Raw genomic sequence first — 22447 nt, forward strand, 5'->3', positions numbered from 1 at the left:
GCTTTAGCTCGAGGAGGCTCACCGCCCGCCCCACGGAAAGCGAACCTTTTCCCGTAGACCCTAAACTCCCCCTAAAGTCTCGAAACTGAGTCTTCAAGAATAGGGAGCGTTTTTGGAATTTGATGGCGGAAGGGGTGCTGAGATTAAGTGTATTTCCTGATTAGCTTATAGAGGAGGTACATCATGGAAAAAACAAAAAAAGTGAGGAATAATAGAGTGAAATAATAGCTGAGACCTTCTCCCATCCAATCAAGAGGGGTTCCGACAATAGGGGGACCTTCCAGGTACAAATAATTGGTTTGAAAGAACCTATTGAAACCAATGATGAAAAAGCTGTAGAGGACCAGGTAAAAGAAAGACTCCAGTAAATCCTTCCTCGTGATTTTTACGGAGGTAGCGACAATAAGAAAAAGACTTGTCCAGGAAATGGCCATATGATGAACAAAAAACTTCCAAAAGCGATAATGTTGGTAATCGTGGGGGAGATCAGGTGTTACCATGGCAATGGCTGCTGGAAACAAACCGATGAAATACGTGATCTTAATCAACTTAGGGTGGTAGGTGATCAGAGCGAGAACACCGAGCAAAGAGGCAATACCACAAAGGTGAAGAGGAAGATGACTGCCATCCCCCCATACTCCATGAATGATGCTCCATGTCTGGTAACTGATTTCGGATAAAATTAAAAGGGATAGTAAACTGATTCTTATAAGGTTATGTGAAAAATTGGATTGTTTCCATGTATCGTGCCTTATAAATATAAGAAGAGAAACAACTACATAAATGGCGAGCATGACGAGATGACTGTACCCGAAAGTGGTGAAAGTTTGATCGACTTGTTCGCTGAACCATCTTTCCATAAGGACCTCCTAGTTTATGGGCGTTGGCTATGCTATGATTCTACCATATCATTTTGATAGAGAGAGGGTCAGTATGAAGAAGTTAAACTGTTTTCGTTGTAAACATTTTCGAACAACGTGGAACCCTGCTTTTCCTCGAGCATGTAATGCATATGGTTTCAAAACAAAAGAAATGCCTTCCGCATTAGTTTTGAAATCAACGGGTACAGAATGCTTACAATTTGCCGAAAAAAATCACGAAAAGCCAAAAAAACGGACTGTAACCCCTAACAATATTGATTATCGACTGTAAATTAAATGAAATTTCAGATTACGTATGGACACTTGCTCAGTCTATGGTATGCTGATGAATATTTCATTAAGCCGATAAAATAGAGATAACGGTTTATTATTAAAAGAGTGAGAGGAGCTGGGTGAGTATGGGAAGAGAAAAATGGGGGACGAAACTAGGTTTTATGCTTGCCGCGATGGGATCAGCGGTCGGGCTGGGAAATATATGGAGATTCTCCTTCGTTGCAGGGAACAATGGGGGAGGCGCCTTTTTAATACTTTATCTATTATTCGTTCTCTTGATTGGTGTACCTCTTTTGCTGACGGAAGTCAGTATTGGAAGAAAAGCAGAAAGTGATGTTGTCGGATCCTTTCAAAAATTGGCTCCAAAGACACCGTGGTATTTGACGGGCTTCTTCGGGGTCGCCAGTGCCTTTTTAATTTTAGGTTTTTACGCTGTCGTAGCTGGTTGGGCGATTTTTTACTTTTGGAATTATATTAATGGGTCATTCTTTACATCGCCTGAAGCAGGATATGAAGGGGCATTCGGTCAATTTATCAGTCATACTTGGCATCCGATTGCATGGACAGCTTTGTTCATGATCCTTACTATCGTTATCGTGCTTAGCGGGGTCAAGAAAGGAATTGAAGGTGCCAACAAAATTTTCATGCCATTATTAGCCTTAATTTTGATTGGGTTGGCTTTTTTCAGTCTTTCCTTAGAAGGTGCATCAGAAGGTTTGAAATTCTTGTTCCAACCGGATTGGTCCGCGTTTAGTAAGCCATCTATTTATATTGCCGCACTGGGGCAGGCGTTTTTCTCCTTGAGTCTAGGTATGGGAGCTATGCTGACTTATGGAAGTTATTTGACGAAAGAAAATAAATTACCGAGCGCGACTTTAGGAATAGGGTTTATGGACACTTTCTTTGCTGTTATATCGGGAGTTGTTATTTTTCCGGCAGTATTTGCATTCGGCATCGATCCTAGTTCTGGACCACCGCTTGTTTTTATTACACTGCCGAGTATTTTTGAACAAATGCCATTCGGTGGCATCATTGGCTTAGTGTTCTTCTTTGCCTTGATTTTAGCATCCCTATCTTCTTCTGTATCTATATTAGAAGTACCAACGGCATACTTTATGAGAGTTTTAGGTTGGACGCGTTTTAAAACAAGTGTTTTGATGGGATCCATCATGTTCGTTCTTGGAATAGGGGTTTCTCTTGGGTTCGGTATTTGGTCAGGGATCACGCCGATCGGAGACTTGAACATTCTTGATTCCATGGATTATGTTGCTTCGAACATTTTGTTACCTCTCGGAGGCTTGTCGATGGCGTTATTGATGGGGTGGCGCCTCAAGAAATCGGAAGCTTTGGATGCTACTGATTTGAAAAATGGTATAATAGGGAATGTGTGGTTATTTATCGTTAAATATCTCGCTCCAATTATGATTATCGTCATTTTCTTGAACCAGATAGGAGTTATAAGTCTTTAACGAAAAGGGCCTCCAGCAACTAAGCTGGAGGCCCTTTTTCACTTTGTTCTGATCCCATAAAAGCTCCCTATTCTTGAAGACTCAGTTTTGTGATAATCCGGGGATTCGTTTGCCATATTAGGAGTCAGGGGTGGTGGGGAAGCTACTCGCTTTCCTGTGGGGGAACTGGCGAGCTTCCTCGGGCTATCGCCCTGTGGAATCTCGCCTACCTCCTTCTCCCACGGGAGTCTCCCAGCTTCCCCACCACCCCATACGATGGAGGTGAGAAACGAATCCCTCTACTAAGATGGAGTCTTCCCCTCACTCATAAGTAGATATAAATCGCTCTATTTCAAACTGTGGCGATTTATATTATCCCCTTCGCTTGAGCATACAAGCAGAGTCCCCAGAAGTGGTTTCGAGATACTGATATGGCAAAGGGGCGGAGGCTCAGCGCCTACCCCATGGAAAGCGACTTATCCCCCACCGATCCTTATTCGCAATAAAAGTCTCGAACTCGTGTCTTCCGGAATACTGCCATTTTGTTGAATATTTCATGAAAACCCTGGAGGGAAAAGGACAGAATCATGGTGGGCATGTTAAACTACGACAGAGATATGATTTTTCTATGGAAAAGGAGCACATGATCATGGCAATCACCAACCAAACCGTCTTAAAAAAGATGTCCAGTGAGATACAAGAAGCAATGTTGCAGCATGGCGACCAGCAAAAAGTACGCGAGCATGTCCGTTCTGTAAAGCTGCTTGCCGATTTGCTATTGGAAGAAGAGTCAAGCACCACCCAGTCACCATCTTCTGTCCAAGAACCAACAGTAGAAGAAATCCGAAAAATGATGGGAGCAGATAAGCAACCATCTCAATTACAGCGGACACCACAAAGCAAACAAGAAACTAAGAGTGACCATGAGGAGGCGAACGGGTCTTCCATTTTTGATTTTTAAGGGGGAAAAGTTAGAATGAAAATATTTTTAGTATTAGCCGTACTGAATGGCTTTCTTTCTGTGGCACTTGGAGCGTTCGGCGCTCACGGACTGGAGGGGAAAGTTTCCGAAAAAGGATTGGAGCAGTGGGGGAAAGCAGTCGATTATCAAATGTTCCATACAATGGCTTTATTCATAACGGCTTTATTGATGAGCAAAGTCCAAACCGGAGCAATTACGGGTGCAGGATGGTTCTTTTTCGTCGGTATCTTGCTTTTCTCAGGCAGTCTTTATATCTATGCACCGACAGGGATTAAAACATTCGCCATGATTACTCCAATAGGTGGGCTATCATTTTTAATCGGTTGGGTTTTACTCGGTTATGCCGTTATTAAACATGTATGATAAGGGCTCTTTATAGATGAAAAAGGAACGATCCAATCTTCATGACCGTCGTTTTTCCTACGGGGGTCGAAGAGGGATGGTTCCCTTTTTTTATGAGTACGAGTGGTCCTAAAAATAAAGAATTGTCGTGAAAAACAAAATGATGGTAGCACGTATGATTTGGATGATGGCATTCGTTTTTTGTTGTCGTTTCATCTCTAACATACCTTCTAAAGCAAAGCTTGCGGCCAAAACGTAAAACATGAGTAGAATGATCCACTGATGTTCCAGCTGAAATAAACCTACAACAGCGAGAATGATCGTCAATAGGAGGGTGGCTAACTGGGCTTTGTGAAAATTCTCATAAGGTGGTCTCATCTGTTCACCCATTTCTTTGATATAGTGAAAAACTCGCTACCGAGATAGCGAGTTTTGTTTATTGAAGATTGATAATTTGCCATCCACTTCTATTACATCAACTGCCGTACGGGTAGCTGTAATTGAGTTCTTCATCAAAAGTGACGTAATCAAGATAAACCATCAATAGTAAGTACCGTTTACCTGTCTGTGGATCGCTGAGGATGATATGATCTCGCCCTGCAGCTTCGATGATTCCTTTGAAAACTTTCGCATTCCATTGATCATTGTTTTCGAATGTCATATAAACCGTCGCTTGTTTACCGGCATTCAACCTTAAAATGTTTTCGATGTATGATTGTTCTGAAGGAAGCATGTTAGGTGGGTTTATTCCACCTTGACCCTGCCCTTGTTGCATTGGCGGCACTTGTAACCCGCCTGGCTGCCCTTGCTGCATTCCTTGATTCTGCATCGGGGAGCTGGGATAGTAATACATGTAAGGGTTTTGTCCGTAATACGGGGAAGAGGGTTGGCCATACATCGGTTGCCCTTGGCCTTGACCCTGCCCTCCCATTTGTGGTTTGTTTTGTGCCAACTGAATCACTCCTTAATGGAATTTAATAAACACTAGGACAGTCCGATCGGGTCGGAACATCGTTTTATTAAAGGCATGATTGCATGTTCTTTAACACTATATGTAGGACCACTCTAAAGTTATGATTAAAATTTATTTCTCTAGGACAACAAAAAATGCTCCCTTATCTTGAAGGATCAGTTTCGAGACTTTTGTTGAGAGGATGGTGGTTGGAAAACGAGGCTTTCCTTGGTGATTGGGGCAAGCCAGCTAAAGTTCTGCAGGGTCTCGCCTGCCAATCCATCCCGGTAGGAGTCTCCCCATTTTCCCAACCACCATACGATAGAGAGATGCTCGGAACTGAGAGGAGTTTTGGATGCTGAAAATGCTATAACCACTACGTTATAGCACGATTCTTCCATCGGGCAGGTTAACTCTTGGTGATTTCGAGACACATAATACGATTGAGGGGCGAACCGTTTCCATTAGCCCCTAAAGCACCCACAAACTCGAAATCGAGTCTTCAAGAATACTGCCAAATAATTGAAGAGAGGGGAATGAAAAAAGCTGCCAGGTTTACTGGCAGCTTGCATTATTAAACATGTAAAAATTGATCGATACCATCTGTCTGAAGGATGTTTCCGACATAGAAAGATCCGAAATCGCCGTAGCGGGATGTCACTTCATCAAAACGCATTTCATAAACGAGCTTCTTGAACTGAAGAACGTCATGAGCGAATAATGTTACGCCCCATTCCCAATCATCCAGGCCAATGGACCCCGTAATGATTTGACGAATCTTACCGGCATACTGGCGACCGGTCATTCCATGTGCGTACATCAGTTTCGCGCGTTCCTCTTTTTCTAGTACATACCAATTATCGTTTCCTTGCCGGCGCTTGTCCATTGGATAAAAGCAAATATGATTCCACTTCGGTAGGGTCGGTCGAAGTCGAGCCTGGATTTCCGGATCCTCTTCATTTGCGTTACCCATATAGTTAGAAAGCTCAACGACAGATATATAAGAGTAAGATGGTGTCGTGAACTCTGCTAGCTTTGTTTTATTAAAGGCTGTTTCAATTTCATTTAGTTCTTCCATCGTCGGACGGAGAATCATCATCATGAAGTCTGCTTTTTGTCCAACAATTGTGTATAAAGCATGACTTCCTTCTTTGTTGCTTTCTGTGTCTTCCCATTTACCGATTAACTGCTTGAATTCATTGATCGCCTGTTCGCGGTCTTCACTTGTTGCATATTTCCACGCTGTCCAATCGATGGAACGGAAATCATGCAAACAATACCAACCATCCATAGTAACTACTGCTTCTGGCATGGGATCAATCGCTCCTTTAACATTGAAGTGTTTGTGATTGTATAAGAAAACTTCCTCCATAAATATAACATATTTACATCTCTATAGATAACGAAGAGCAGTTCCCTCGCTTTAACTGCGTGAAAGACTATTAAATCTATGACAAGAAGTATCAACTCCTGATAAATAGGGTAAAGTTATAAAATGAAATCGCTTCACACGGAAAACTTAACTCGTACTACTTTCATTTGAACACAAAACGTCTTATCATGTATAACAGAAATGAAAAATGGAGGGTTAAACATGAGTAACCTATTTGATAGTTTGAAAGCTAAGATTGATGGAAAAGGCAAGAAAGTCGTATTTCCGGAAGCTTTAGATGAACGAATTCTTACAGCAGTAAGTCAACTGGGTGCAGATGGTATGTTAACACCTGTACTAGTCGGTAATAAGGGAAAAGTAGAACAGAAAGCTTCAGAGCTAAATGTGAATATCTCCGCAGCTGAAATTCTGGACCCTGCAGATTATGCGGAGTTTGATGAAATGGTTGCAAGCTTCGTGGAGCGCCGTAAAGGGAAGGCGACAGAAGAAAAAGCACGTGAAATTCTTCAAGATGGCAACTATTTCGGTACAATGCTTGTTTATATGGGGAAAGCGGATGGTCTTGTAAGTGGGGCGGCTCATTCAACAGCAGATACCGTTCGTCCAGCTCTTCAAATTATCAAAACAAAGCCAGGAATCAAAAAGACTTCTGGAGTATTCATTATGGTGCGTGAGGAAGAGAAGTATGTTTTCGCTGATTGTGCCATTAATATCACACCTGACAGTCAGGACCTTGCTGAAATCGCGTTGGCGAGTGCGGAGACGGCGGAACTTTTCGATATTGACCCGAAAGTAGCTATGTTAAGCTTTTCGACAAAAGGTTCTGCTCAATCACCGGAAACGGAAAAAGTGACAGAAGCTCTTGAAATAGCTAAAGAGCAAAACTCTGACCTTTTGATTGATGGTGAATTCCAATTCGATGCTGCGTTTGTCCCTTCCGTTGCTGAGAAAAAAGCTCCGGATTCTCCTTTGAAAGGGGAAGCGAATACATTCGTATTCCCAAGTCTGGAAGCAGGTAATATCGGCTACAAAATCGCTCAGCGCCTTGGTAACTTTGATGCGGTAGGTCCAATCTTGCAAGGATTGAATCAACCAGTAAATGATCTTTCCCGCGGTTGTAACTCCGATGATGTGTACAAGCTAGCTATCATTACAGCAGCTCAAGCGCTATAAAGGTTTATCGTGAAAAGCTTGCGGATATCGGGTCCGCGAGCTTTTTTATTGGCTATAAAATACAGGGATCGATGGGAAATGTTCTGAATTAATGTCATTCGGCTCCGACGCCTTAGTACTGATTCAAGTATTAAAATGGATGGGGGGACATTGTTCAGAGCCATTCAACCCTTTTTGCTTATAAAAAAAGTGCTCGAAAGCTATTATTCAAGCTTTTCGAGCACTTTTTCATTCCGCTTGATCATATGTTCGAAGCGTTTATGAAACCATTCAATTTCTTCCCCTTCTAAGGGATTTGTAACAATATAGCCGGAGATTTCATGGACTTTCATTAAAATCCGGTCACGAACATCCGCAACTCTCAAAGACGTTCCTAATAATTCATTCATTGATGCCATGACCTCTGGGTTGATTTCTGGATAGGAAAAGCGTGTCTCTTCCTCCCGTTTCGCTATTTTATAGAAATGCTTCAAAAGATTGGCCCGTTCAGCACCACTTCCGCTCACATCTAAGTAAATCTGCACAGCGGAACCATTTTTGACCCTTCGCTGAGATATGCCAGCGAACTTCTTCCCGTTTATACTTAGATCATAGGTGCCGGGGCAGTAGGACTGGGTAATTTCATAAGCTTCAATCCCATTAGTCAAGTCAGCGAAAAGATGCTGAATGAACGAGACCATTGCTTCATAACCGTCATGGATATTCACTTGTTTTGAATCTGGGAAGATGAAGGACAGGTTTAAGACTCCATCATCTAAGACGACCGCAAGACCTCCCGAATTACGGACGACCACATCATAGCCATTTTCCTTCAAATAGTGAATGCCGTCTTTTATATAAGGTAAGCGGGCGTCAGGGATGCCGAGGACGATGGTATCGTGATGGACCCAAAGTCTCGCTGTTGTCGGACTTATTCGTTCACCGACGGACATGGATAAAGCATCATCCATCGCAAAGGACTGCAAGGCTGAAAATGATGGACCAAGGTTACTTTGATCGATGAAACGATAAGCGTTTGTTTTTAATAGTGAGTGTAGCTGTTTCATAACATTCGTTCTCCTTTTCAATAGCAAAGTACATTATACCAAAAGTAGCCTCTTGCATGAATGACTGATCGACTGTAAAATCTGCGATGGATTAAAAATTCATTATGAATTTCCGTGTGCTTACAGACAGGTTTTCACAGGTGACCCTGTCATTTTTTGTATGTCAAGATGTTTTTTTGTCGGAATTTAAGGTATATAATATATAAAAATGTCGTGTAGAAAGGACAAACCGATGGCCTATCGTGATGAGAAGTTAAGTGAAGAAAAAGTTTTTAAAGATCCCGTGCATCGATATGTCCATGTTCGGGAACAGGTGATTTGGGATTTGATCGGCACATCTGAATTTCAGCGTCTCCGCCGGGTCAAACAATTGGGGACATCTTATCTTACGTTCCATGGGGCGGAACATAGCCGTTTCAACCATTCCCTTGGTGTTTATGAAATTGTCCGGAGAATCATTGAGAATTTCACTGATCGCCCTAACTGGAATCAGGAAGAGAGACTCCTCTGTCTTTGTGCAGCCCTTTTACATGACCTTGGCCATGGACCTTTTTCTCACTCATTTGAAAAAGTGTTCAAACTCGATCATGAAGACTTCACCCAGGCAATTTTACTCGGAGATACTGAAGTTAACAAGGTATTGAGCAAGGTGGAAAAAGGGTTTCCGAAAAAAGTCGCCGATGTCATCAACAAGACTTACGAAAATAAATTAGTTGTCAGTGTAATATCCAGTCAGATCGATGCAGACCGAATGGATTACTTACAGCGGGATGCCTACTTTACAGGCGTCAGCTACGGCCACTTTGACATGGAACGGATCCTTAGAGTGATGCGTCCAATGGAGGATCAGGTCGTCGTCAAAGAGAGTGGGATGCACGCGGTGGAAGACTACATTATGAGCCGCTATCAGATGTACTGGCAAGTCTACTTCCATCCAGTAACACGCAGTGCGGAAGTGATTTTGACGAAGATTCTCCATCGCGCAAAAGAACTTTATGAATCGGGCTACAACTTCGAACTGAAGCCGACCCACTTTTTCTCGTTTTTCGCAGGCGAACCGACATTAAAGGAATATTTAGCTCTCGATGAAGCGGTAGTTCTTTATTATTTCCAGGCGTGGATGGAAGAAGAGGATGAAGTGTTGAGTGATCTTTGTCATCGTTTCGTGAACCGACGGCTTTTCAAATATATCGAATTCAATCCGAATGCACAGATGAACGAATGGATGGAACTTTATAAACTATTTACAAAAGCTGGTTTGAACCCTGATTATTACCTTGTCGTCGACTCAAGTTCTGACCTTCCGTATGATTTTTATCGTCCAGGAGAAGAAGGCGAACGCTTACCGATTCACCTCCTTCAACCTAATGGGGAGTTAAAAGAGCTTTCCAGACTTTCCGATATTGTCGAGTCGATCTCTGGAAAAAAACGTACAGATCATAAATTATATATCCCTCTTGACCGTTTAGAGGAAATGTCGAGTAGAAGTAAAACGAAGAAGCGGATTATGGAAATTTTGTTTGATAAGGAGTGAACCTCCATGTTGGAGAATCATGCGAAGTTGATGCAGTTTTTCTCAAGTACAGATGAAATCGTGGGACGGAAGAAGCTGCAAAAGATGATTTACATACTAAAAAAGTGTGAAATCCCTTTTGAAGAACGTTACCAATTTCATTTCTACGGCCCCTATTCGGAAGAGTTGACTTTGAGGGTGGAAGAGATGTGTAACCTTGGGTTTATAAGTGAAACAAGAGAAGAAAAGAAGAACTATTATCAATACCGTTATCAGCTGACGGACAGCGGGCGTAACTTTCTTAATCATTATGAAATGGATCTGCCGCCTTTGGACAAGCACATTGAAGAGATGAATGGAAAGAGTTCCCGCTTCTTAGAGTTAGTGTCCACCATGCTCTTTTTCGAACATTTGCCGAAAGAAGAAATAACGGAAAAAGTTTTCACAGTAAAAAGTGCACAAAACTATACAACGGAAGATATTGAAGATGGATGGGAATTTATTGAAAGTTTACGTACCATTCATTAATATAAAGAAAAAGGTGTACAAAGAAAGTACACCTTTCTTTATGTCTGATTATGTCAGACTATTTCGTAAATAAACCAACTAGTACTTTTAGGGTGGCGGATGTGGGATGGGAAGCTACTCGCTTCCCGCGGGGGAGACGGCAAGCCTCCTCCGGCTGTGTAGCGCCCTGGGGGTCTCGTCAGTCTATCCTTTCCTGTAGGCCCTGACTTTAAAATATCTCGGAATGTGTGGGGGTTACATAGGTGAGGATTGTTAAATTTATTGGTTATTATATGTTGGGGATTTTAGGGATCCTGTTGATCAGTACATCACCAGCTTTATTCCGGCAGGGGGCTTTTTTGAATGTAGGAAACTATATACAAGAACTGAAATTGCTGTTGATAAAGATAGGGAACCCTGAGGAATGGACGTACTTGTTCAAGGGTAATCCGGAACCGATTTTTGAGCATTTGTGGGAGCCATATCAATATTCCATGACAGTCTTTTTTGGGGGCATCATTCTAGGGTTTGTACTGGCCTTCATCGCAGCCTTTGCTACGGTATTTTTCCCGAAATGGATGCGGTCAATCGTGGACCGGTTATTGGGAATCTTAGAAAGCATCCCGGATTTGTTGCTGGCTTTTTCCCTGCAACTTTTCATTGTTTGGTTTTATAGACAGACAGAGACGTTGCTTATGCCATTTGCAACTGTTGGACAAGAGAAGGTCTATGCACTTCCGATCCTTGCTATTGCTGTCCTCCCGATGGTCACGATGTATAAAGTTATCCTGGCTTTGATCGAGGAAGAGTGGACAGAGTCCTATGTTCAAATGGCAAGAGGAAAAGGGTTGGAAAAAGCCATCATTTTGTTTGTACATATTTTAAGGAACATTTTTAAGAGTGCTTTTTATCATTCGAAGATTATCGTTTGGGGAGCACTCTCTAGCCTTTTGATAATCGAATACATTTTTAATATGAATGGGATTACGACTGCATTTTTGAATGACTTTCGACCGATTACCTCCAGCTTCATTTTATTGATGTTGTTCACCCCTTTTTACATCATTTATCAAGGAGCGGAATTATTAATCTTCAAGGACGAGAGAGCTGTGGAAGAAGCAGATATACGCATGAACAGCTTTATCGGATCCTTCTCCTGGAAAAAAGGGGGAGGAGGGTGGGGCAGGTATGCGCTGGGTGAAATCGGTGCCCACTTTAAGAATGTTAAATTCTTAATTGGTTTCATCGTTATTACTGGCGCTGTAGTCATCAGTCTTATTTATACAATGACAGCGGATCCGCTCATCGACCAATACCGTTTGATCTATGATGATAATGGAGAGCTTGTCAGCGCCTCTCCTCATACGCCGGAATACGTTTTTCTTGGTACCGATCAGTTAGGGTTCAGTGTTTTCGATCAACTATTGATAGGAGCAAAATATACGATTCTTTTCGGCTTGGCTATTGCCTTTTTGCGGATGGCTATCGGTTTTATCCTCGCCGTTCCTTATACTTTTTTCTTACCGGGAAAAGTACAGAGAACCTTTGAAAAACTTGTAGACGGCATGCACTTTTTACCAATGACGATCATTGCCTTTCTATTATTGAGACCGGTATTATGGATGCCCCCTGAAGGCTTTTCGACGACGGAAACAGAGCGGGTTGTCTATCAGGGGATCATCTTGACAATATTAGCAGTACCTTTGGTCATGACACTTTTCGGAAATGAAATGAAACTGATAATGAAAGAAGAATTTGTAACGAGTACAAAGGTGCTGGGAGGCAGCTCTGTGCACCTTCTATGGAAACATCTGATGCCTCATTTGAGTGCGCGGATGGGCATCATCTTCGGGCAGCAATTTATTCAGACCCTTTTAATCCCATTCATTTAGGTGTGTTTCATATTTATTTCGGTGGTACAAAAGTCAGTTATGATCCTAATTGGCCTGATCCACCAATGAGTACCACCCATGAATGGTCGGGGATGATTGGTGCTGCCAAAGATGCACTGATGACGGGACGGTGGTGGCTGATCGTACCGGCACTCGTATGCTTTATGGTGATCATCGTTTCGATGCAGCTGATCATTCAGGGGATTAAAGAAGTACAGCAAAGGAGGGTCGGTGTATCTGTGGAGCAACACACATGGTTTAAGAAAATTTTTTCTCCACGGAAAGTGGCAAAAGAGTCATCTGCAAAGGTGGATGAAAAAGATTTCGTTTTTATTTCTAAGGATTCCTATTATCGTGGACGTCGATCGGAGGAGGGGTGAAGGTATGGAACAAATTCCTGTATTTCATATGAAAAATAATCACACGATGAGAGGTGTGAGGTTAGAGGATGCTTCCAAACTGTTTCCGTTCATGAGTGATAAAGAAAATATGAAATTTATTACGCCACACCCTGTCCAGACGATAGCAGAGATGGAGGGGAATTTGATTGAGAGACTCGAAGGGTTCTATCAACAAAAGGAGATCCCCTGGGTGATTGAAAATGACGCCAAGGAAGTGATCGGGATATTCCGCTTCCACAAGCTGAACTTTTGGCATAAGAAAACGGAAATGGGAGCTATCCTCCATCCGGATTTTCAAAGGAGTGGAGTGATGACAGAAGTATTCCGTACTGTGCTTCCGTATGGCTTTGAAAAGTTGGGTCTGAATCGTATAGTCGGGGACATATTCGCAGAAAACGAAGGATCACGTCAGCTTTTAAAAAAGTTTGGTTTTCGAGAAGAAGGTGTACTAAGGGCTACGGATTATGACGGTCATAATTTTCATGATACGGTAGTGTTTTCTATGTTGAAGCAGGAGTATGATCAACTTAAACAAACGTTTGATTAATGGGGAAGAGCTTCTTATCCAACAAGAACTGTTTTGTATGTTAAAATGGGACAAAATAGTAGGGGCATAAGAAGAGGAGGCTCGCTTTATGAAGGAATTTGATCAATTCAAAAACAACGGTGAAGGCAATGATAAAAAGAAAAACCAATTTACGATCATCAAAGATGATTCTACAGATGGTCATGGTGGATATGGTGTAGGGTCGATCAGTCTTGAAAACATGACACCTGTCATCGTCGATCCTAACGAGGAAGAAGCATATGTCGATATGGGCGCGCTTCATGCTCGGAGTAAAGTAGAGAAACGGATTAAGTTCATCACTGACCGCGAAGTTGTGAAAAATGGTCTTAAATATTGGATAGCCTGGGTGACGGTCGACTATCGAGAGGGACACCCATGCTACTATGGAGTTGCTGCAAGCGAAATCGTGGTGGATCGCTCCATTAAGCGTGGATACAAATTGATGCCAGAGCATGTCAATCATATGGATAAATCGTTGAAGGGGCGTTTCGTTGTCGATCATCTGGACGACAAGTCCAAGCAGCTTCTTGGCGACTACCTTCGCAGCTTCAAACCAGAGCTTTGGGAAAATACAGATCAAGAATTGAAAGATTCTCTTGGGTTCGCATAAGCTGAAAAGCACTCTATATGGAGTGCTTTTTTATTGGCTGAAATTTTAATTACAGTTATGCATTTTGATTTTCCTTGAAGCTTTTTATGGGAGGTAGAAATAGGTCTATGGTTCTGTTTTTATTTTTTTAAAATGGAACCGGAATGAGATGAGGTTAGTTACTTTGATAAATATATCGAGGAAATTCGGATTATTTTCTTGCTTTTTGTAAATATATCCAATACTTTTGCATTCATAACCGTAACTTGTCTTATGGCCCCCTGAATATTCCAGTTTACGAAGTCCTTCCTTATGTTAAAATAAGAACAAACGTTCGTGATGGAGGAGGGATGGCAATGGATAACCGAAATCGAGACAGGGGGACAATCAAGTGGACTTCCCTGATGTTGCCAGAGCATGTGGAAATGGTAAAGAAATTATGGAAGGAAGATCAGCGTGTTGAAAAAGGCATCATCGATGAACAGAAGGCTGTAGAAATTGACTTTTTGATGCAACGGGCATTAAGTGATAATCTTACTGTCAAAGTGAAGGTGCATAACGGCTTTGAATATGAAGACATGGTCATCAAGATAGAGCGTGTGAATAAAATGGATCGGACGGTGACTGGAGTTAATTGGGATACGAAAGATACGGTCCATTTTTTGTTGGATGATATCGCTGATTTGGATGTTTTATAGTTTGTTCACTATTCGTTCACAAAATGTTCATGAAAAAATTGTATAATCCAGACAGCGAATCTTGACGAATCCGTAACCGTGGTAATATATTAAGTAACACATGGGTTATACATGTTTACTAGGACAAAGAAAGCGACCGGCATATGACCGGTCGCTTTCTTTGTCTTTTTTTACTATCGTCAAGCTTCTTGAATCAAAAGAACCAGTCAACGACATCTTTGAACCAGGGATCATCTTTGAATTCATCATCAGGGTCCTTGCTATCATCCCCTCCGCAAACTTTGTCAGGTATTGCGGACTTTTCCATATAAACAAGCCTTTCCTGTGGGCAGTTCGGTCCGGCTACGTAACCTGTTTCAGGATCAACATAGACTCCCTTCACCCCAGGAGGAGGAGTGAAAACAGCAGGAGGAATAGATTCATGTATTCCCTCCATCGTATCCGCCCATATGGCTTTGGCATAGCGGTGGTCATTGAAGGATTCAAGTTGCCGTCCCCCTTCGTCATAACCGATCCACACTCCTGATATATATTGGGGACTGAAACCGATCATCCAACTATCTGTATCTGTTGTCCCAGACTTCCCACCATACATCCGTGTAAGCTTTCCTTTGATGGGGCTGCCTGTGACGGAAGCATAATCGGCGTCCAGAGTAGAATCGAACATTCCTGTCATCAAGTGGGTAATAGTAAAGGCTCGAGCAGGATCGACCTTATCTTTCTTGTTATACTGCGGCTGGTACTCATACAAGACGTTGTCATGACGGTCTGTAATTTTTTCAATAGTGTGCCCTTCCAGGGACTCTGAACCTTTGATCATTTTCCCGTAGGCATTCACCATATCGAAAAGAGAGATGGAGGAGAACCCTAAAGCTAAGGAAGGGTGAGGTTGAAATTTTTCTTCCATCCCAAAAGTCTGAAGGGTATCGACTAATTTTTCTGGTCCGATATCCATATGAGTACTTACTGCATAGATGTTATCGGATACAGCAAGTGCTTGAGCCATGGTGATCGGTTCGTCCGCATACTGATTGTTAAAATTCGAAGGTATATATGGTTCTGACTGTCCATCAATCTCGAATTCTGTTGGCTGACTTTCTTTCATGGTTACAGGAGAATAACCTTCGCCAAGAGCTGCATAGTAAAGAAACGGTTTGATGGTCGAACCAACCGGTCGTTTTGCCTGAGTAGCTCTGTTAAACGGGCTCTCTTCGTAATCTTTACCACCGATAAGGGCGCTGATTGCCCCTGTATTACTGTTCATGACAGTACTCGCTACTTGAATTTCTTCATCACCAGGGATATTTCTTTTCACTTGTTCTTCTAAAATTTTCTGATGTTCTTCAATTAGTGTTGTATGGATATGATAGCCGCCTGTTTGTACACTTTCACGATCGATTCCTAATAATTCAGCTGCCTCGGTCAATACGTGATCCTGGAAGTAAGGAGCGATTTCTTTTGAACCCGATTCCTGTTCTTCCGAATAGACGAGGCTGGTTTCGACAGCGGCTCTCTTTTCAGAAGAGGTGATATAACCGTTCCGTTCCATTTCTGCTAGTATTTGCTGCTGCCTGGATTCTGCTCGCTCTTCATTGTTCAAAGGGGAGTAGTAGCTCGGTCCTTTTGGTACACCGGCGAGCATAGCCGCTTCTGTTAGATTGAGATCTTCCGCGTTTTTATTGAAATATTGCCTGCTAGCTGCTTCAATCCCATAGGCTCCGTGACCATAGTAGATCGTGTTCAAATAGCCTTCGAGGATTTCATCTTTGGTATAAAAGATTTCCAGCCTTAAGGCATACAACGCTTCATGGATTTTCCGCTTCCATGTTTTATCATGAGATAAATAGAGGTTCCTGGCATATTGCTGGGTGATGGTGCTTGCGCCTTCCGCCATACGCATTTGCTTGATGTCAGTCAAAGCTGCCGCAGCAATCCTCTTCAAATCAAAACCAAAGTGATTATAAAAGCGTCGATCTTCAATGGCGAGGGTGGCCTCTTTGATGGTTTCTGGCATTTCTTCAATATCGATCCAATACCGCTCTTCGGCCCCTTGCTCTTCTCCTATGATTTCTCCATCCTTTCCATAAAAAACAGTCACTTGCTCTGTCATCAACGACGGAGGCCCTTGAGTGATTGCATAAATGAAAACTCCTAAAGAGCAGCAGATGCCCAATATACTTGCAAAAAATAAAAACTTCACCCCACGTTTCAACCAACGAAAAGTAGATCTAATAAATAATAGCATTCTATTTTTACTCCCAACTGTTAAGAATAGATAGTATATGTTCAACTTTTATAAAGACTGCTATTATTATGTGAGATTACGTAGTAAAATAAACTTCTTGAATCAAAAGCGTAACCGTCCTGGTAGACACGACAAGCATAAGCCAGTCCATGAAGGGAAGCGTTCTACCTTCCCGTAATGGAATGACTCTTAGTCCGTTGATAATAAAAAGTTCAAAGAAAATTTCATAGATGAAAAAAGGAGAATGCAACATGGGTACATGGTTTACTGAGAAACAGACCGAGCATTTTGGAATTACAGCGAAAGTCAGACGTTCCCTCCATAACGAGAAAACAGACTTTCAAGATTTAGAAATGTTAGAAACAGCAGAGTGGGGGAATATGCTCGTACTGGATGATATGGTGATGACAACAGAAAAGGATGAGTTCGTATATCACGAAATGGTCGCCCATGTTCCTTTATTCACCCATCCGAACCCCCGAAGAGTCCTTGTTGTAGGTGGCGGAGATGGTGGCGTCATCCGGGAAGTATTGAGACACCAGAGTGTCGAAAAAGCAGTCCTCGTAGAAATTGATGGAAAAGTTATCGAGTATTCCAAAAAGTATTTACCTTCCATTGCTGGAGCGCTCAACGATGAGCGTGTAGAAGTGAGAGTGGAGGATGGCTTTATGCATATAGCAAAAAGCGAAGGCGAGTATGATGTCATCATGGTCGATTCCACAGAACCTGTTGGACCAGCAGTCCAGTTGTTTTCAAGGGGGTTTTATGAAGGCATTGCAAAGGCGCTGAAGGAAGATGGAATCTTTGTTGCTCAGACCGATAACCCCTGGTTTAAAGCGGATTTGATCCGTCAAGTGTATGGAGATGTAAAAGAGACGTTCCCGATTACGAAGGTGTACACAGCCAATATTCCGACATATCCAAGTGGGCTTTGGACTTTTACTATCGGCAGTAAGACATACGATCCTTTGCAGGTTAGTGACGATCGTTTTGAAGAAATGGATACAAAATATTATACGGATGAGATTCACCGTGCCTGCTTCGCATTACCGAAGTTCGTCAAGGATCTCACAAAGGAGTGAAATTCATGCGTTTTGATGCCGCTTATTCGGGAAAAGTGTTCATCATGAGCCGTGCGACAGAGGAAGAAGCAGAAGCGGTCATCTATGGCATGCCGATGGATTGGACAGTGAGCTTCCGTCCCGGCTCCCGCTTCGGACCGAATCGAATTCGCGAAGCGTCCATCGGATTGGAAGAATACAGCCCTTACTTAGATCGGCATCTGGAGGATGTAAGTTATCATGATGCAGGGGACATGCTTCTTCCTTTTGGTAACGCGGCACGCAGTTTGGAAATTATCGGAGGGTATATAGATGAACTCCTTGAAAAAGGGAAGTTTCCACTAGGTCTTGGTGGGGAGCATTTAGTCACATGGCCGGTCATCCAATCGATGTACAAAAAGTACTCCGACCTTGCTATCATTCATATTGATGCTCATGCGGATCTTCGTGAAGAGTATGAAGGGGAGGTTCTTTCTCATTCCACGCCGATTCGGAAAGCCTGCGAATTGATAGGTGCCGAAAACATTTATTCTTTCGGAATCCGTTCTGGGATGAGAGAAGAATTCCAATACGCCAAAGAGTCAGGCATGCATATGGCGAAATTCGATGTGTTAGAGCCTTTGAAAAAGGTTTTACCAAAACTTGCTGGCCGCCCGGTTTACGTAACGATTGATATTGATGTGCTTGACCCTGCCTTTGCCCCAGGAACAGGGACGGCGGAAGCGGGGGGATTTCTTCGAAGGAATTGCTTGCAAGTATTCACACGATAGCAGAAAGCGACGTGAACATCGTCGGGGCTGACTTGGTAGAAGTTGCTCCTGCCTATGACCCGACAGAAAAGACGCAAATTGCCGCAAGTAAATTCATACGCGAAATGCTTTTAGGGTTCGTCAAATAGATGCTAAAATAGAAAGGCCACTGTGAGCTATCATCATAGTGGCTTTTCTATTTAGTCAATATAAATCTCTACTTAGATTGAAATATAAAGCCTTGGGGGAGATTGAGTGGAGGGAATGTACTCGCTTTCCGCGGAGGTACGGTCAAGCCTCCTCGAGCGCTCGCTCTGCGGGGCCTCGATCAGTACACTACTTCCGCAGGAGTCTCGCACATTCCCTCCACTCAACACCGTATAAGGATCTCTTGAAATATATGTAAAAAACGAGTTTATTGCGGTAAGGCTATTACCGTAACAATCTGATTTTTATGAAGTACCCCATTACTGCTGCTTTTCCTCTCTGCTCCATCTGCAAGCAATTTATAGTATAGAGCATTCATCTATTGTAGAACCACTGATAAAGTGGGGCTTTTGTGAGGCGCCGCTAAACAGAACCAGGGGGGGAGCGAGGGTCCTCTTATCGAAAGAGAATAATATTGCCTCTAGTAGGAAGAAGCATAATTAGATATACACAAAGGAGCGCTTTGTTTTGGATAAAAAGAAATTCGGAGTAGCGGCCATCTATATAATAATCATGGTTCCACTGCTTCTTGTCACTTATTTTGCAAATTGGAACCCTTCTAACATTTCTTATGAGCTCAAAGGTGAGAATTTGGTGATCGAAGAGGGGGTCTTCATGAAGGAAACGACGGAAGTGGACGTAGGGGAAAAAATGGACGAGCTTTTACAATTTTCATTAGCAGTATCGCTAGAAAGTAAACTCTGGCGGACAGATGTGACAGTCATCGGTCTTTTACTTCCATTCCTTCTATTCGCGGTCGTACCAGATCGACGTCCGTTTCGAAAAAATCTACCTTTTAAGTGGTACATGACGATTGTTTTGGCTATCCTAGTTTTATATGCTGCTTATTCCATACCGAATCATGTGTCACAAATTGCCGAGGTTCATCAGAATGTCAGTCATTTGGTAGAATGATGCTTGCGTTTTTCTTTATGAATTCTTATAATATATTAGTTATATCTTGTACGTAAAAATGGCGAAAAAAAGGTGGAGTAGAGATGCCAAGTAACGCAAAAGACGTCCAGGTACAGCTTGTCACGGAAATACAAGATGAGGATCGTAAAGAGAGAATGGAGATCCAGGAGCCTGGGCAATTTTTCACGCGTGGCGATACCCAAGTGATCACCTTTACGGAGCACCCAGAGGAAGGCGATCCGGTCAGTACGATGGTGACGATCAAGTCTGAACATGTCAGCATTAAGCGGAGCGGAGGCGTGGATATGCGCCAAGTTTTCCAGGAATCGATAGAGACAGAAAATCTATATCATCACACTTATGGTGATTTTCATATGAAGACATTCACGGAAAAATTGGAATTCCACTCCCTGGAGGAATCCAAACAAGGACGACTATATTTGAGTTATACAATGACGTTAAACCACGAAGTAACTCAAGCCCACCGCTTGACGTTGACGTTTGAGGAGGAGAGCGAATCATGAATATCGTTGAACAGATGGAACAAAAGTTGAAAGACGAAATCGTACGTTCTGTGTTGGCTGCCGGATTAGCTTCAGAGGAAGAAATGCCTGAGGTAATCTTAGAGCAACCGAAGGACAAAGCGCATGGGGATTATGCGACAAACATGGCGATGCAGCTCGCTCGCATAGCGAAGAAAAACCCGCGTGCTATAGCGACAGAACTTGTGGAACAGTTCGACAACACAAAAGCATCGATTGAAAAAATTGAAATCGCTGGTCCAGGCTTCATTAATTTTTACATGAACAATCAATATTTAACGGAGCTTGTGCCAACAATCCTTACTGCAGGGGATGAATATGGCCGTACGAACGCTGGTGACAGCCAAAAAATCCAGGTGGAGTTTGTTTCCGCTAACCCGACAGGCACCTTGCACTTGGGCCATGCCCGTGGAGCGGCTGTAGGTGATTCGCTTTGTAACGTTCTTGATGCTGCAGGGTACGATGTTTCACGTGAATATTACATTAATGACGCCGGTAATCAGATGGCCAACTTGGCAAAATCCTTGGAAGCGCGCTATATGCAAGCGGTCGGTAAAGAATGGGACATGCCTGAAGATGGCTACCATGGTCAGGATATCGTCGGTTTAGCTGAAAAGCTTGTGAACGAAGATGGCGAAAAATGGGTAGATGTTGCTGAAGAAGAGCGTCTTCCATTCTTCCGTGAATATGGACTGAAGTTTTTGTTGAACAAAATTAAAACCGATTTGGAAGAGTTCCGTGTGCCGTTTGATGAATGGTTCTCGGAAACATCTCTTTATAACGGTGATCAAATTACGGATGCCCTGGATGTTTTAAGAGATCAGGGTTATGTCTATCAAAAAGACGAGGCCACATGGTTTGAAACAACGAAATTTGATGATGATAAAGATCGTGTATTGATTAAAAATGATGGCACGTATACCTATTTGACTCCAGATATCGCTTATCACAAAAATAAACTAGACCGCGGATTCCAAACTTTAATCAATATTTGGGGTGCAGATCATCATGGTTATATTCCGCGAATGAAAGCAGCCATTCAGGCGCTCGGATACGAGAAAGATACACTGGAAGTAGAAATCATCCAAATGGTGAACTTGTTCCAAGACGGCGAAAAGGTGAAAATGAGTAAACGGACAGGGAAAGCAGTCACCCTTCGTGAGCTCATGGAAGATGTTGGCATCGATGCCATGCGTTACTTCTTCTCTATGCGTTCAAGTGATTCTCACCTGGACTTTGATATGGACCTTGCGCGTTCCCAATCGAATGAGAACCCTGTCTATTACGTCCAATATGCCCATGCTCGTATTTGTACAATGCTTAAGCAGGCAGAAGAAAAAGGTTTAGAGAAAGAGTCTTATGATGGCAGTTATCTTACAGCTGAAAAAGAAGAAGATTTGCTCAAGCGTTTGGGAGAGTTCCCGCAAGTGGTGGCAGATGCAGCTGAAAAACGCACGCCACACCGCGTGACTCAATATGCATTTGATCTCGCTTCTAACCTTCATAGCTTCTATAATGCTGTCAAAGTACTTGATGAAGAGAATCCAGAGCTTACAGCTGCTAGAATTGCACTAATGAAAGCTGTTCGCACAACATTGAACAATGCACTGCGTTTAATCGGTGTTTCTGCACCAAATCAAATGTAAGCACATATATTAGGAAAAGGGCGTCTTTGCAGAACGAGCAAGGGCGTTCTTTTTTCTATACCAACTTGGTAAGAAGGTTGAGTGGAGGGAATGTACTGAGGCCACTGAAAAACGCCTCCTAAAATAAGGAAAATGAAATAAAAGCATAAAAAAACCTCCAACTTTGGTAGAATTGAATTGACTAGAAACAAACACCAAATTGGAGGTTTTTATGATGCTCACTCAACATAGTCAAGTAAGCTTCTACACAGAATTATACACCAGAATCCCGGAAGATAACACCCTCCGAATTATACAAGATCATTTGGACTTCTCCTTTATCAATAATCTCCTTAAAAATTCTTATTCTCTTTATTATGGAAGGCCTTCGAAAGAACCTGAAATGATGGTTAAGCTTCTAATCCTCAAGAAATTCTACGGCCAT

At 42.5% G+C, this 22447-nt stretch carries 22 protein-coding genes and 1 pseudogene; 17 read left to right on the forward strand and 6 right to left on the reverse strand.

Translation table 11 applies throughout. The annotated features are described in order from the left end of the window. Window positions 1–143: 143 nt before the first annotated feature. Window positions 144–860, reverse strand: coding sequence for a YwaF family protein (locus BMZ58_RS20420; RefSeq protein ID WP_075038373.1), 717 nt, complete (start codon window positions 858–860; stop codon window positions 144–146). A gap of 419 nt (window positions 861–1279) precedes the next feature. Between BMZ58_RS20420 and BMZ58_RS20430 the strand changes: the two genes are divergently transcribed. From BMZ58_RS20430 to BMZ58_RS20440, 3 genes are all read left to right on the forward strand, one after another. After that, window positions 1280–2623, forward strand: a complete 1344-nt coding sequence (locus tag BMZ58_RS20430) for a sodium-dependent transporter (protein ID WP_075038375.1) — start codon at window positions 1280–1282, stop codon at window positions 2621–2623. Window positions 2624–3251: 628 nt separating this feature from the next. Beyond that, complete coding sequence (locus tag BMZ58_RS20435; protein WP_075038376.1) at window positions 3252–3563, forward strand: YwdI family protein; 312 nt, start codon at window positions 3252–3254, stop codon at window positions 3561–3563. A gap of 15 nt (window positions 3564–3578) precedes the next feature. Beyond that, window positions 3579–3947: a DUF423 domain-containing protein gene (locus tag BMZ58_RS20440; protein ID WP_075038377.1), complete on the forward strand. Its 369-nt coding sequence runs from the start codon at window positions 3579–3581 to the stop codon at window positions 3945–3947. A gap of 108 nt (window positions 3948–4055) precedes the next feature. Here the strand turns inward: BMZ58_RS20440 and BMZ58_RS20445 are convergent, their stop codons facing one another. The 3 genes from BMZ58_RS20445 to hemQ all read right to left on the reverse strand — a co-directional run bounded on the left by BMZ58_RS20445 (window position 4056) and on the right by hemQ (window position 6190). Then, window positions 4056–4316 carry a hypothetical protein gene (locus BMZ58_RS20445; protein WP_244151684.1) on the reverse strand — a complete coding sequence of 87 codons (261 nt, stop codon included), beginning with the start codon at window positions 4314–4316 and terminating at the stop codon, window positions 4056–4058. 85 nt (window positions 4317–4401) lie between these two features. Then, entirely contained in the window at window positions 4402–4878 is a 477-nt protein-coding gene (gerQ, locus tag BMZ58_RS20450) for a spore coat protein GerQ (RefSeq protein WP_139207386.1), read from the reverse strand. 574 nt (window positions 4879–5452) lie between these two features. After that, window positions 5453–6190 carry a hydrogen peroxide-dependent heme synthase gene (gene hemQ / locus BMZ58_RS20455; RefSeq protein ID WP_075038379.1) on the reverse strand — a complete coding sequence of 246 codons (738 nt, stop codon included), beginning with the start codon at window positions 6188–6190 and terminating at the stop codon, window positions 5453–5455. 282 nt (window positions 6191–6472) lie between these two features. Here hemQ and pta point away from each other — a divergent pair, with 282 nt between their 5' ends. Next, window positions 6473–7444 (forward strand): phosphate acetyltransferase, encoded by a 972-nt coding sequence (pta, locus tag BMZ58_RS20460; protein WP_075038380.1) that lies wholly within the window; start codon window positions 6473–6475, stop codon window positions 7442–7444. Window positions 7445–7647: 203 nt separating this feature from the next. Here the strand turns inward: pta and lipL are convergent, their stop codons facing one another. Beyond that, window positions 7648–8490 carry an octanoyl-[GcvH]:protein N-octanoyltransferase gene (lipL, locus tag BMZ58_RS20465; RefSeq protein ID WP_075038381.1) on the reverse strand — a complete coding sequence of 281 codons (843 nt, stop codon included), beginning with the start codon at window positions 8488–8490 and terminating at the stop codon, window positions 7648–7650. 232 nt (window positions 8491–8722) lie between these two features. On the opposite strand from lipL, the gene BMZ58_RS20470 reads away from it, so the two are divergent. The 7 genes from BMZ58_RS20470 (at window position 8723) to BMZ58_RS20500 (ending at window position 14658) form a co-directional block, all read left to right on the forward strand. Beyond that, window positions 8723–10024 carry an HD domain-containing protein gene (locus BMZ58_RS20470; protein WP_075038382.1) on the forward strand — a complete coding sequence of 434 codons (1302 nt, stop codon included), beginning with the start codon at window positions 8723–8725 and terminating at the stop codon, window positions 10022–10024. A gap of 6 nt (window positions 10025–10030) precedes the next feature. Then, complete coding sequence (locus BMZ58_RS20475; RefSeq protein WP_075038383.1) at window positions 10031–10531, forward strand: YwgA family protein; 501 nt, start codon at window positions 10031–10033, stop codon at window positions 10529–10531. 242 nt (window positions 10532–10773) lie between these two features. Continuing rightward, the gene (locus tag BMZ58_RS20480; RefSeq protein WP_075038384.1) at window positions 10774–12402 is read left to right on the forward strand and encodes an ABC transporter permease subunit; all 1629 of its coding nucleotides are present in this window, start codon (window positions 10774–10776) and stop codon (window positions 12400–12402) included. A gap of 2 nt (window positions 12403–12404) precedes the next feature. Then, entirely contained in the window at window positions 12405–12782 is a 378-nt protein-coding gene (locus BMZ58_RS21295) for a hypothetical protein (RefSeq protein ID WP_167360127.1), read from the forward strand. Between the two features lie 4 nt (window positions 12783–12786). Then, complete coding sequence (locus BMZ58_RS20490) at window positions 12787–13350, forward strand: GNAT family N-acetyltransferase (protein ID WP_075038386.1); 564 nt, start codon at window positions 12787–12789, stop codon at window positions 13348–13350. Window positions 13351–13438: 88 nt separating this feature from the next. Continuing rightward, on the forward strand, window positions 13439–13981 hold the full coding sequence (locus BMZ58_RS20495) for a YwhD family protein (RefSeq protein ID WP_075038387.1): 543 nt from the start codon (window positions 13439–13441) through the stop codon (window positions 13979–13981). Between the two features lie 335 nt (window positions 13982–14316). Beyond that, window positions 14317–14658 (forward strand): YolD-like family protein, encoded by a 342-nt coding sequence (locus tag BMZ58_RS20500; RefSeq protein ID WP_075038388.1) that lies wholly within the window; start codon window positions 14317–14319, stop codon window positions 14656–14658. A 193-nt stretch (window positions 14659–14851) separates the two neighbouring features. Here BMZ58_RS20500 and BMZ58_RS20505 read toward each other — a convergent pair whose 3' ends face one another. Next, window positions 14852–16903, reverse strand: a complete 2052-nt coding sequence (locus tag BMZ58_RS20505) for a transglycosylase domain-containing protein (protein ID WP_075038389.1) — start codon at window positions 16901–16903, stop codon at window positions 14852–14854. Between the two features lie 251 nt (window positions 16904–17154). Between BMZ58_RS20505 and speE the strand changes: the two genes are divergently transcribed. From speE to BMZ58_RS21370, 6 genes and pseudogenes are all read left to right on the forward strand, one after another. Beyond that, on the forward strand, window positions 17155–17985 hold the full coding sequence (gene speE / locus BMZ58_RS20510; RefSeq protein ID WP_075038390.1) for a spermidine synthase: 831 nt from the start codon (window positions 17155–17157) through the stop codon (window positions 17983–17985). A gap of 5 nt (window positions 17986–17990) precedes the next feature. Next, a pseudogene (gene speB, locus BMZ58_RS20515) lies at window positions 17991–18862 on the forward strand (agmatinase). A gap of 526 nt (window positions 18863–19388) precedes the next feature. Next, window positions 19389–19835 carry a hypothetical protein gene (locus tag BMZ58_RS20520; protein ID WP_075038391.1) on the forward strand — a complete coding sequence of 149 codons (447 nt, stop codon included), beginning with the start codon at window positions 19389–19391 and terminating at the stop codon, window positions 19833–19835. 83 nt (window positions 19836–19918) lie between these two features. Next, a complete protein-coding gene (locus tag BMZ58_RS20525; protein ID WP_075038392.1) occupies window positions 19919–20359 on the forward strand; it encodes a YwiB family protein in 441 nt (146 codons plus the stop codon). Continuing rightward, window positions 20356–22023, forward strand: a complete 1668-nt coding sequence (argS, locus tag BMZ58_RS20530) for an arginine--tRNA ligase (RefSeq protein WP_075038393.1) — start codon at window positions 20356–20358, stop codon at window positions 22021–22023. The genes BMZ58_RS20525 and argS overlap by 4 nt, the downstream gene beginning before the upstream one ends. Before the next feature lie 214 nt (window positions 22024–22237). Further along, a partial coding sequence (locus BMZ58_RS21370; protein WP_482793311.1) for a transposase occupies window positions 22238–22447 on the forward strand: 210 nt, incomplete at its 3' end.

The organism is Halobacillus dabanensis, from assembly GCF_900114165.1.
Classification (GTDB): domain Bacteria; phylum Bacillota; class Bacilli; order Bacillales; family Halobacillaceae; genus Halobacillus; species Halobacillus dabanensis.